The organism is Anoxybacter fermentans (assembly GCF_003991135.1).
Lineage (GTDB): Bacteria > Bacillota > Halanaerobiia > DY22613 > DY22613 > Anoxybacter > Anoxybacter fermentans.
In genome coordinates, this window is record NZ_CP016379.1 from 1267745 (window position 1) to 1281064 (window position 13320).

Sequence of the window (13320 nt, forward strand, 5' to 3'; positions counted from 1 at the left end):
CAATGTTCAGAAAATTATACATTTTTGCAGGTTGTGGATAACATTATGATTAAACTGCTCAAAACTAATTTTGAGCATTATTGAAATTTTTCGCCAAACCATCTAAAGTTCTTCAATCTCACTAAGATGGTTTAACGAAAAATTTCTATGGCACTCAAAATTAGCTTTTTGTAGTTTAATCATGTAATATAAATTTCTTCAAATCCATCTTTAACAAAAATCTCTTTAATTTCTTCCATTAATTCACCTTCCGGTTCCAATAAATTCCGAAACTTAGCCCTAACCCCATGTTTTCGGAAAGGGATCAATCTAATCCTGATATCTCGTCCAATTTTAGCTAAATAATCAGCAGTTGCATCAATTTGCTCCCTATCATCATTATATCCGGGAACAATTAACAACCTAACCTCATAAAGCTTCCCTTTATCATACAGATATGGGATGGTAGCTAAAACCAAGTCATTGGTCTCTCCAGTCAGTTGATAATGAACATCAGGATCAAAAGCTTTTAGATCTATCATTGCTCCATCTAAGACTGGTAGAAGAGTTTCCCAATAGGATATAGGAGCTATACCATTACTATCAATAAAATTAGTCAAAGATGAAAGTTTATAATCATTTTTAATACAAGTAAAAAGCTCTTTAACAAAGTCCAACTGTTGAGTCGCTTCTCCTCCCGAAACAGTAATGCCTGATATAAATGGGGCAACCCGATGTATCTCTTTTATTACCTCATCAACTTCCATCCAGCGGCTCCGAGGATTGCTATTTATTGGACAGACTTCAAGGCAGTGGTCACAATTAACGCATCTAGATTCATCGTAATTTATCCATGAGGGGTCACCTGCTATTATTTCCAGGGCATTAACCGGACATTCTTTAATACATTTTCCGCAAAAATTACAGATTCCAATAGTATGAGGGTTGTGACAATTAATACACTGTAAATTACAGCCCTGGAGAAATATAACCAGGCGGTTTCCAGGGCCATCGACAGCACTGAAGCGAATAATTCGATTAATGAGTGCCTGGAGTTTGCTCACGGCTTATCACCCTTCTTTTACGCTGAAAAATACCTTGATTTTCAACAGCATTATATCCGAGCACCGTACTATCATACCGTGAACGTTTTTCTCTCTTCATTTGTTCTAAATCAGAACGGCGCACCAGATATCCGGTAATCCGTACAAATTCACCATCAGCCAGGTTAAAAGTAAAATCACGCATCCCCTGAGCAAAAGCACCCTTAATAATATCCGCTACTGCCTGAGGATTATTTTGCACGGTATTTTCAAAATGAAAGATGTCACTAATACCTGCCTGGAATTTGTAATGATGAGGTGCTACAGCAGTAATATGTTCAAAAATTTCCGGCTCATCACCATAAGGTATCCGGGTTCCGGCAGTAACATCTACATCCAGATCAATTCCTGATTGTGAATGGAAAAAGGCTTTTCCACCATTTCCATCACAATATGGCAAAGGTCGTTGTGCTAAAATTTCAGCAATTACATCTGTAATTCGATAAGAAAGTTGATTGGCTTCTTCATCATGTCCATATCGTCCGTTTCGGCCTTTGCTTTCCATCAAAAGATTAACAGCCTCAGCCAAACCAAAAATTCCGAACATAGCTGAGAACTGATCCAGGCTAATCAATCCCTCTTGCGCCAGAAAATCATGTTCAAAAAATTTAGCTTCTTCAACCAGATAACGAATCCGGGCTTCCATCACCTGTAAAGTAAGCTCTACATAATGGGGTAAAGTTTCTTTAAAATATGATTCAATATCACCGGAATGCTTTTCAACTGTCTTTTTTAAGTTCAATCTAACCAGAGTATGTGAACCTCCACCGATCTTTAAAGAATTATAACAACTAACTACAGCATACTTCTCACCAAGGTCCTTAACCATCATCGGATGGTTGGCAAAATGGGGTTTGCCAACAGCAAAGACAGTCTTAATTCCTTCCAATAGTAATTCATCTGTAGTAACTTCCGGATCATATTTTAAGGTTAGATTGGGTACTACCTGTTTAAGTTCCCTCTCAATTTTAAAAATCACCCGGCCTACCCGGGTATCTTCTGGACCTAAATTCGCATGGACGAAACCATCAGGGAACATCCGGTCAACTGCGCGCCAGAAGAGCTTTAACTTATGATAGAGTTCATCATCACTCACACCTTCAAGAAAAGGTATTAACAGTCGGTCTATATCACCTAAATAGACAGGAAATCCGGTAATGGAAGGAACCTGGCTATATAAAATAGTTAAAAAATTTAACGCTTCAGCCAAATTTGTTGGTGGATCTAGCTCTAAAAATTCAGAACCCTGTTTTAATGCTTTCTCATAATCAGGTAAAATATATCTAGGCCGGTATGGTGCATGACCTTCATACAAATCACAGATAACCCTCTCATCCAACGCCTTTTTTGCCTCATCACCAAGAGGAGGGTATTCTACCAATTCCTCTGCCAAAAGGGCAAGTTTGTGCCTTCTTTGGTGATAAGTTAAACCAGGGTCATTTATAATCTTTCGTGCTCTTATTCTAAATTCTTTTAAATCCATTCCCGGAACCCTCCTTATTTTGTATTAAACTCAAATTGTTTTTTATTAATTAAGGAAATTTCATAATTAGCAAAACCATCAACCATTTTCAATATATTGTGTTGCTATCCTCCTAATATACACAATATGTTGACTTGTAATGTTTAAAAATTTAATTATGAAATTCCCTCAATTATTATTATTATAATTACACTGCAAAAAGCTAATTTTAAGCGACATAGAAATTTTTCGCCAAATCATCTTAGCGAGATTTCCGACGAAATAAAGCCTCATCACAGGAGGTGATGAGCTAATCAAGGGCCAGGATGGCCCTTTGATTAGGAAGCCTTATTTCGTCGGAAATCGAGCTTTAGATGATTCGAAAAATTTCTCAAGAAGTGAAAAATTAGTTTTTTGCAGTTTAACCTCATTATATCATGATTAAACTATAAAAAGCTAATTTTGAGCATTTGAAGGAAAATTTGACTTTTTGTAAATAATAAAAGGGGGAACCCCCCCTTATTTTTCGTTCAAGTAATCTTCCAGATCTTCCATGAAATCCAAATCAAATTTACCTTCAGAAGTAATAAAGACATTAATATCAAGAATAATAATCAACTTTTCATCCATCTTACCAATCCCTTTAACAAAATCACATTTCAAACCGCCAATTCCTTTTGGAAGTGGATAGATATCTTCATCAGTAAATTCGTAAATTTCACGAACTTCATCCACGATAATTCCTACTTTACCCTGTTCAATCTCTATAATTAGAACTCGCTTCAAAGACTTATCCTCGTCATCTTTAGTTTTAATAGTAAGTTTTTTGCGGGCATCAATTAAGGGCACCACTTCACCGCGTAAATTAAAAATTCCGGCAATATAATCAGGAACATTAGGTAAACCTAAACCGGTTATCTCCGGTAATGGTTCAATTCCCTGTACATCAGTAATCTCCAGTCCGTATAATTTTTTCTCAATCCGGAAGATTATAACCTTATCAAATTTACTTTTTTGCCCTTCTTTGTTCTTATTATACAATGTTAAGACACCTCCTTAAGATTAAAGCAAAACAAACTTGTTTCTTGTCTTAAAAAATTCTGCAAAAAAAACCATTCTCCTTCAAATGACATTAAAAATTTATCTCTGGCCCGATTTGAGAACTTTTCTTCCCAACTTTGATGGCCCATATTCAATCAACCAGATACCAATGATAGTAAAAACCCCACCAATAGCCATGGCTGGAGTTAAAGGATCGCCCAATAATATAACCCCTAAGATCAGTCCATAAACAGGAATTAAAAAAAGGATAATACTGACCCGTGATGCCTCAACCTGAGTTAGTAGTTTGTTAAAAAGAAATAACGAAATACATGTAGGAAAGATAGCAAGATAAAATATCGCCATCCAGGTAGTTAAAGAAACCTCCTCTAACTGTGGAAATTCCTCCATAATCAAAGCACTACAGATTAATAATAATGTTCCAATAATACTGGAAAATGTTACTGCATTAATGGGATCAGTTCTTCCCACCAGTAATTTTGTGAAAATGGTGTAAAATGCATATGAGATAATAGATAATAAAATCAAAATATTACCCTTCACTGATCCATCCAAATGTAAAAGGGTCTGAGGGTTGCCATCAGTAATGAGAATAAAACCACCTATAAATGCTATGATAAGACCAGCTACCCCAATAAAAGGAAGTCTTTCACGTAAAATAAGAACTGAAAGCAAAGCTACCAGCACCGGTTCTAAAGTATTAATCAGCGATGAAACAGAAGCAGTGGTATAACGAAGCCCTATATTTTGAAAAAAGGCTGCAAAAAAAGTTCCTACCAATCCAACAGCCAAAAATAAATACCAGTAATTCTTCAACTCCCTTAAAGATTTATTTAAAGATTCTTTACTTATAAGAACCACTAAAAAAATCAGAGAACTTATAAAATACCGAATAGCTCCCATCCAGATCGGTGGAAGATCGGTCAAACAAATTTTTGTTGCCAAAAAGGTACTTCCCCAAAAAAGAGGAAGCACCACTAGAATCAAAAAACGATTAATAATTGATTTTCTCATTCTCCATCACCATTTTTTTCTAAAGTATAGTAAAATAATCTGCTTTTGATCTCATTAACTGACTGTTTTTTGTGCTTTAAATACATTCCTCCAACCACTAAACGTTTGGGGTTGGTTTTGGGATATGAACTGAAATCGATAACAAAATATTCTAGCTTCGGAGTCTCAGCAATCAATTTGAGTTTTCCATCTTGATATTCCAGGACATAAATCTTACTATACTTGAACCAATCACCTTCAAAGAAATTCCGCCTTAGATAAATTTCGGGTAATCCATTGCCATTTAAATCCATTGAATAAATGGCAAAGCCATAATGATTTGATAAAACCCGGGGATTTTTTAAAGTCTCATCTACAGTAAATATTTGAATTGTAGATCCCTCATCATCTCCCTGGGTAGTGGTAATAAGTTCTTCTTTTCCATCCCATTCCAGGTCAGTAAAGATGAATCTTTTTCCATAACCTTCTCCAAGATGATACATTTTCATAACCAATCCCTGATAATTAACAATATAAACAATACCCTGATCAAACAGAGCTATACCAGACGAACCGTACAATGTCACAGGTCGGGATAAAAACCGGGGCCGTTTACTTACCAACCGATCTTCTATCAACTTTAATAAATTACCATGACCAATCACTTCATCTTTTCCATCTTTATCTATATCAACTGTAAGAATCTTGTAATCATTTGATAGAGGGAAGTAATTTTTATAGGTCCAAAGTACCTGATAATCCTTCAGATCTCTTACTTCTATATTGGTTCCGCCACAATAAACTATCTCCAGATCTCCATCTCCATCCAGATCTCCTAAATCGAATCCGAGAATTAAATTATTAAAAAGAGGACTTTGCCCATTTAACTCAAAATAGTACTGATATTCTTCTCCAGGCTTAAGATTTTCATCTAACTTCTCTATACTTGAAAGCTTGAAAACCTTTTGATTAGACCCTGATTTCTCATTTTCCAATTTCGTTTCTTCAGATTTTAACTCTTCAAGATCAGGTTTTTCCGAATCTATATATTTTTTAAATTCACCCTGTTTTTGTTCCTCTTCAACAGTTTTTATCTCCAATTTCTCAGAATTGACATTCTTTGGCTCCTTTACATTGGGTAATGAAGGTAATTCAATTGCTTGAATCTCTTCAATAGGTAAGGCCTTAATCGTTTCCCGATCAATAGTAATTAGTTCAACTTTTTTAGTAATCCCAGTTAACGTATTTACCACTAAAGCATTGATAGTATAATAATCCGGATGAGTTACCAGACTTGTCAGTACTAATCCAGAAATATTAAGTCTTTCACCTATTTTGCTGAAAAAATCCGCTTCCGGAAGATTCTCTTTTTTCAGTTCATTCCAGGTTTCTAAAACTTCATTAGATGATACAACACGTAAAGAAGGAAATTTACCTATTACCTCTTCCATTAGTTCCTGTAGATATCGGGCCAGATTTGGTTTTTCTCCATTTACATCCATCATTGGCAAAAGGCCTATAGTATAATAATAATCAGCATCGGGTTCAATCTCCGAACTAATCTCTTGAAATAATCTAGCAGCCAAAACAGTAAAACGTGTACGAAGATATTGAGATGGACTAGTACTTAAAGCCAAAAAATTAAATTTTATCAGTATCAGTAAAATTATAGCCAATAAAAAAACCCATCTTTTCTTCAAATCCCACCCCTCCCATTCTAAAGACAATCTTTTATTAAATTCGTGTTTTATTTAATAAATTCCTCCCTAAATCCTTTCAATTTCATTGTCCATTAACTTATTACATAAGCTATTATAAGAACAGATATGATAATAAGGACACTTATCAGGTTTAAAAGCACATGGAAACTGATTAATCATTCCTTCAATTACACCATTCTGTATGGCCTTTATAATTGCATTAGTAAGGTTAGTTATTTTCCTTTGAATTTTTTTAAATTCCTGAGGACCAAATTCTATCTCCCAGAAAAGATCAGGAATAAGAAAATAAAGTTTGCATTTGACGTGATCAATTTCTGCTAATCGATGTACTGCCAAAGCATATATCTCCATTTGAAGCCTATAGTTTTGACCTATCTCTTCCAAATCTACTGCACTGATTTGATTTGTTTTATAATCAATGACTAAAGCCTGCTCGTGAGTGAGAAGCATTCTATCAATCGTTCCACGGATAAGTGAATTAGCTAAGACCAGGTTAAAAGAATACTCCCTATAATCCGAATCATAATTAAAATCTATTTCATTTTTAATTTCTATCTCTCTAGCTAAAAATCTTTCTATATAAGGTTTGACTTCCTTTACCAGATGGTCAAAATCTATAGGAGTTGAAAACTTAGTAAATCCAAGCTGACGAATTCCACTCTTTAAAAGATCAGGTAATTGTTCAATATTTTTTATCCTTTCACAAAGGAAATGAATTAGTGTTCCCCATTCCGCTGGTTCCTTCAATCTTAAGCTCTGAAGAGGATTTTTAATATTAGACGGCATTCGCTGAAGATAACGGTGATAATACCAGCGTGGGCACTTTTCATAAGCCATCAAAGCAGTAACACTGAAAGTATAATATCCCTTTTTCTCTCTTGGTTCTACAACTGAAATTCTTAAGAAATCCTTATAAACCTCACGCCATTTTTCCAAATCTATAACTTTCTTATGGGAAGGATTAATTAGTTCTTTTGAGACATCCTTTGTTTGACGGTGACGAATACGTATCAGATGACTTCCATCAGGGCCATATCTCAAAGTCTTAGATAATCCGTTAGAATTGGCAAACTGAAAAACATGTCCTAACCAATCGAACCAATTATTACCCTCGTCGATTTCCTTTTCTTTAACCTTTCCCACCGAACCGCTAATCAGCAAATAATCCCTGGCTCTGGTTACAGCTACATAAAAAAGTCTTTTCTTTTCAGCAATTTCCCGGCGTTTCTCTTCTTCCCAGATGTCAGCATGGATAGAAGTACTGATTCTATTTCCATTTAGTGGATCTTTTACCCTCAATCCCAATCCCAGCTTAGCATCAAAAAAAACAGCTGGAAAATTCGTAGCATTAATTAATTGGCGCTGCGCATCAGGGAGAATAACCACCGGAAATTCCAACCCCTTTGATTGATGAATTGTCATCAATTTAACAGTATCATTCTGACCCGAAATCTGAGCCATTCCCTCTCTGGCCTCTTTTTCTTCCAATCTTTCAATATATTTTATAAATCCAGCTAAAGATGATAAAAGATTATGTTCGTACTGACGGGCCATAGAGATAAATTTATCCAGGTTGGCCCTGATAAGCTCAGCCTGTGGATGAGCCATCATTAACTGAAGATAACCAGTCTCTTCCAAAAGTTCAGTAATTAGAGCGGATATCTCAACCCGTTCCCGTTTTTGTCTTGCTTCCTTCAGCACCTGCAAAAATTTTTTTATCCTTTCCACAGAAACCTGACTCAAACCTTTGATCTCTTCAGCTTTTTCTATTACTTTACTGATCTCTACTCCTTTATCAGAAAGCCAGAAAAGATCTTCATCACTTAAGCCTAAAAAAGGAGAACGAAGTATACCCACCCATTCAATCTCTCTATACTGGTTATCTACAACCTTCAAAAGATTGATTAAATCACGTATTTCCTGCCGTTCAAAAAACCCCCTGCCATTAACTACTGTATAGGGAATCCGATATCGTTGAAAAGCCTCTTCATAAACCTGAACATCGGTCAAAGCCTGAAAGAGAAGACAAATATCACCATAACGCACAGAGCGGGCTTCTTCTACTCCATCTGGCCCCATTTCATAAACGAGTTTTTCCTTTTGCTGTACCATCTCTTGAATTCGTTGGGCCAGCTGATCAGCTTCTTCCTCCCGGATATTAATTTCTTCTTCTTTTAACTCTTCTTTATCCAGAATCATAAATTCCACACAAAAATCAGATTGGTCACAGACCCGGAAAGCCGAAGAAGGTTTATACTCCATATCATAAGGATTATCTGAAGTTCCAAAAATCTTAGCAAAGAAATGATTTACAAAGTCAATTATCTTTTTTCTACTTCTGAAATTTTTATCTAAAAAAATCTTCCGGCCGACCTGACTGATCTCGGTACTAAGTTTTTTAAAAACAGTTACATCAGCTCCGCGAAACCGGTAAATAGATTGTTTAGGATCACCGACAATAAAAAGCTTGTTCCCTTCTATGGCAGCATCAACGGAACCACCAATTAGAAGTCTAATTAGTTGTTCCTGAATTAGATTGGTATCCTGAAATTCATCGACCATGATAAATTTGTATTTATTTTGCAATTGTTTACATAAGTCCCGGTTATTTTTTAATACATCAATAGTTAATTTCTGTAAATCAAAAAAATCCAGACCATTTAAATTTTCTTTCTTTTCACTATACTTTTCATCAATTAATTTTAGAATTTCTACCAATGGTTGAATTAGTTTTTTAGCTTTAAGGTCAGCTAGATATAAATTAAACTCTTCTTCTATAGATTTAATTCTATTTTTATGCTCAGTTATTACTTTTGCAACCTTTCCTTTTAAAATTTCATTTAGTTTTAAAAAAACTTTCCTTTCAGGGTCAGCTAGAGATTTTAATTTCTGAATCTTTGGAACAAGTTCCGGCCATACCCTCTTTAATTCGTCCAATTTAGCTTTGGTAGCTGAGGATAACTTTTGTGTTTGATTAATCTTTAGCAAATCTTCTACTAATTCAAAGATTTCACATTTCAATTCCTCTAATTTTTCAGCACTGGCAGATAATTTATTTAGAGTCATGGCCGAAATATCATCTAAAGTTAGTTGACTTCTACGGCTGTTAATGTAAGCATTTTTTAATAATCCATTAATTGCATAAATACCAAACTCCCGTACAAGAGTAACCAGATGGGGACAATCCCTCTCAAGACCCTCCAGAAAAATCTCTTCAATGGTTTCATCTAATAATTCATCTGATTGAAACTCATCAAGGATCTGAAAAAAAGGATCTACTCCAGCCTGAATAGGATTTTCACGTAATATCTGTGCACAAAAACCGTGAAAAGTACTAATCCAGGCCTGATTTAGATCTTCTTTTACATTTCGCCAGAACTCCTTATCTTTTGGTGATTGAGCATTTAAAGCCCGGTTAAAGACCTCTTTTACAATCCTTTCTTTCATCTCTCCAGCAGCTTTATTGGTAAAAGTGATGGCCAGAATCTCATCTACTTTCGCCAACCTTTGGCTTATAAGATATAAATAACGCTCTACAAGAACCCTGGTCTTACCTGAACCTGCACCTGCGTTAAGTATAATACTTTGATCTGTAGTTATAATTGCCTCTTTTTGGGCCCGGGTTGGTTCAAATCCCAATAGTGGTCACCCCCTTAAAAATTCCTTCTTGCGGCGAATTCTTGACGGTTCATAGCGGCAAATCTTTTTAAACCGACAGTAATCAGGACATTCCTTAGCTGGATTTACAGGAAAATATCCTGACCGTATATTAGTGATATACTCAATAATCATTTGATCAGCTTTATCAAGTAAAGTTCGCCAGTCTTCATCTGTAAGACAATTTTTACTCCGTGATGTAACAGGAATAAGATCCTTACGAATATCCCGCCAGATACCAGATTTACGTTCACATCTTAAAAGTGAAAAATATCCTGCTCCCAATACTTCTTTATCCTGACCACAGAGAATTTGCGCAGCTTTTATGTAAATAGGTAATTGCAGATCAATTCCCTCTTTTATTTCATCATATCCTTTTCTACCACCCAACTTATAATCATAAATGATCAGAAATTTACCATCCTGGGTTATATCTATCCGGTCGATCTTCCCACTAAATTTTACAACAATTTCACCATCCTGATCTTTATGGATAATGACAGGTTCTGGATGATTCACTGTTCCTTTTTCCTGGTAATCCTTTTTTAAACCAAAACTGGCTTCAAGAAAAGTTGGCTTTAACTGATAATTCTGTTTAGATGCCTCTTCATACTCATAAGAGATCATACGGCTTAAGTTTTCGAGAACCTCTTCCCGATAAATTGCCCAGAGCCCACTTGGCAGATTTAAACCCGGCTGATACTTAGCCATAACTTCATCTGCTACTTCCTTTAAGCGGTTTAAAGCTGTATCAAGGGGTTCCTCTTTAAAACCAGGAAAATCTTTAAAAAAGAGAAACAAAATTTGATGATAAAGATTCCCCAGATCCAGAGGTTCTAATCTTAAAGTCGGTTCTTCTACTTTATCTAAATTGAGAATTCGCTTACAATAATATTGAAATGGACAAAGTGCATAGTCATTAATTTGACTGATGCTATACACTCGCTCAGGATGATAAATTTTTTTAAGTTTTTTTATAATATCATCCTGCTCTAAAATACCATCATATCGACTAAATTCAATTCCTTCCCGGAATTTAACTATTTCTCCTCTTAAATATAAATCCTGTAATCTGGCCAATTCTTCAAAGGAGAATACTTCTTCTACATTATCAGATTCCCATAATTCCCGTAAAAAAATTTCATCCAATTCTCGCCTGGTTAAAGCCTCTTTAAGTATACTTTCAGCTCCCTGAAAACGGTTAGTTAATATACTATTCTCTTTAATTGACCTTTCTTTAAAAATATTTAAAACTTCCTGAATAAAAGATGAGGGTTGAACCGATTCTTCTGTCTCTAAAGTAGGACAGGTAAGAACCAAACTCTCCTTTGCTGTACATACTGCTTCAAGAAAAAAAAGCCTTTCTTCTTCAAGCTGCTCATAAAATTGTTTAAAATAGATTCCCCTTTCTTTTAAAATTTTTCTCTCTTCTGGCTTAAAAAGCCAATCCTTTTCTCCATACCAGGGAAAATCCCCTTCTAACAATCCACCGATAAAAACATGTTTAAAACTTCTACCTCTGCTCTGGGATGGTGTCAGTATCTGTACAGCATCATATTCCACGTCCGATTCGGGAATATGAAGTTCATCTGCGGCCTGTTTTAAAAATGAAATAAATTCTTTAGCAGAGATCTTTTTATCTTTATTTTGATAAGACTCCAATAGCAATCCAAACTGAATCATATCCAAAAGAAGTTGCTGTAAATAGTCCAGACTGAGCAAATCCCTGCGCAGAATTTCTTGGTCACAGATTTTTGTAATCTGCTGATCCAACCTATATGCAGCAAAAAACTTCAACAATGCCTGACTATGATCTAAAAGACTCTTAGGTTGAGCTAAAATAGACAACCTATTAAAGAGATCTATTAAAACCTCCTCTAATTGGGTCAATAAATCTAATTTTTCCTTGTTCTCTGATCCTTTTGACACTTCTTTTCTAAGATAGGTCCGGTAAAGTTTCAATTTTTTTAACCATTCATTATGTCCCTTGATAACTCCCGCTTCTAGAATAAGCTGCTCATATAACTCGGTTGTTTTTTCATCACCAAATTGTAAGTATTGTGATTTAAGTATCTCAACCACGCTTTCCCTTGACCAATCTTCAAAAAAAATATTATAGAGTTTAAGGATCAATTTAAAGATAGGTGTTCTGGACAGTTCTACACCGGCAGAAATTTGATAAGGGATTCCCAATTCACGAAAAACCTCTTCAATATAAAAATGATAAAAACTAACATTACGTAAAATAATAGCAATATCATCCAACTTAAGTCTATTCTCTGTATCTTCAAGCAAAATCCGTTTGATCCAGCGCCCAATCTCTTCAATCTCTTTATAAGGATCGGGAGTATAAAGAATTTGAACAGTCTCATCTCCTTCTTTCTTTGGTGCAGATAAATTGAAAAGATTACAGCAAAGATGATTTAAAGTTTCAGTTCGACTCTTAAAATCCAGTTCATCCAGTTTTTTAAGCTCCCAATCCCAATCTTCATTATGTGCCAGTTGTTGTAATTGATGAATCATATCATTTGAAGAAAGGAACAATTGACTCCGTTCTTCTTCTTTAAAAGTATGAACAATAACCTCTTTCCCCTGTTCAATAAGGGCTTTTACTAACCGAAGCTGAAGCTGATTTAATTTATAAAATCCATCAATCACTATAAGTTTCAGATAATCCAGAAAACTACCTGTTGAACCATTTGAAGAATTCTGAATCCGATTAATCAAAATTTCATAATTCCGTTCTTCATCTACCAGATCATAGATATCGAGAAATTCCTCATATTTTTGATAAATATAGCCCAACTCCCGTTCTTTCTTTGAAATTGGATACATTGTAAGCCAATCTTCTGGTCTCTTTCCTATTTTCTTCACTTCTTTAAGCCACTTAAGAAGACTTGAATAAAATCCATCATACTTTACCATACCTTGTAAATAGCTCAACTGACCGGATTTTAGCAGTTCATTAGTTACAGTTTTTAAAATTAGTCTTTGTTGATAAACAGGTATTGGTGCTTGATAGACCAACCAATCTTTTAAAACCTCATTTACAAAACCATCAAAAAGATAAATAGGTAATTTTTGCATTGCTGTCCCTATCTGACCATTACAATTTGAGATTTTGATATTGATTAAAGCATTTTCTACCTCTTTTTTTAACTGGATAGTTGGCACTAAATAAGCAAAGCCAGTTCCTCTAAAATTCAGTAGTTTCGCACATAACTTAATTAACTCATCCCTACCTGTACTAAGCATCGGGCCATACAAAATTTCTGGCATATTAATTCACCTCAGGTTTAAAAAAATAGGCTCTCCGTCAAATGTTGTGAAAGATAAGTTGGCT

Annotated in this window: 7 protein-coding genes; all 7 read right to left on the minus strand. The window is 35.1% G+C overall.

Annotation, left to right across the window (positions count from 1 at the left end; genetic code table 11):
- Positions 1–179 precede the first annotated feature (179 nt).
- The 7 genes from BBF96_RS05670 to BBF96_RS05700 all read right to left on the minus strand — a co-directional run bounded on the left by BBF96_RS05670 (position 180) and on the right by BBF96_RS05700 (position 13256).
- Complete coding sequence (locus tag BBF96_RS05670) at positions 180–1043, minus strand: YjjW family glycine radical enzyme activase (protein ID WP_127016249.1); 864 nt, start codon at positions 1041–1043, stop codon at positions 180–182.
- Positions 1018–2565 carry a YjjI family glycine radical enzyme gene (locus BBF96_RS05675; protein ID WP_127016250.1) on the minus strand — a complete coding sequence of 516 codons (1548 nt, stop codon included), beginning with the start codon at positions 2563–2565 and terminating at the stop codon, positions 1018–1020. The genes BBF96_RS05670 and BBF96_RS05675 overlap by 26 nt, the downstream gene beginning before the upstream one ends.
- A 498-nt stretch (positions 2566–3063) precedes the next feature.
- A complete protein-coding gene (locus BBF96_RS05680) occupies positions 3064–3585 on the minus strand; it encodes a chemotaxis protein CheW (protein WP_127016251.1) in 522 nt (173 codons plus the stop codon).
- Positions 3586–3684: 99 nt separating this feature from the next.
- The gene (locus tag BBF96_RS05685; RefSeq protein ID WP_127016252.1) at positions 3685–4620 is read right to left on the minus strand and encodes a DMT family transporter; all 936 of its coding nucleotides are present in this window, start codon (positions 4618–4620) and stop codon (positions 3685–3687) included.
- Entirely contained in the window at positions 4617–6299 is a 1683-nt protein-coding gene (locus BBF96_RS05690) for a hypothetical protein (protein WP_127016253.1), read from the minus strand. The genes BBF96_RS05685 and BBF96_RS05690 overlap by 4 nt, the downstream gene beginning before the upstream one ends.
- Positions 6300–6365: 66 nt before the next feature.
- A complete protein-coding gene (locus BBF96_RS05695; RefSeq protein WP_127016254.1) occupies positions 6366–9959 on the minus strand; it encodes a UvrD-helicase domain-containing protein in 3594 nt (1197 codons plus the stop codon).
- 6 nt (positions 9960–9965) lie between these two features.
- Entirely contained in the window at positions 9966–13256 is a 3291-nt protein-coding gene (locus tag BBF96_RS05700) for a PD-(D/E)XK nuclease family protein (protein ID WP_127016255.1), read from the minus strand.
- Between the last annotated feature and the right edge of the window lie 64 nt (positions 13257–13320).

Excerpts from the sequence above, each read along its gene's own strand:
- BBF96_RS05675 (WP_127016250.1), bottom strand. The coding sequence starts at position 2,565 with ATGGATTTAAAAGAATTTAGAATAAGAGCACGAAAGATTATAAATGAC.
- BBF96_RS05685 (WP_127016252.1), bottom strand. The coding sequence starts at position 4,620 with ATGAGAAAATCAATTATTAATCGTTTTTTGATTCTAGTGGTGCTTCCT.
- BBF96_RS05700 (WP_127016255.1), bottom strand. The coding sequence starts at position 13,256 with ATGCCAGAAATTTTGTATGGCCCGATGCTTAGTACAGGTAGGGATGAG.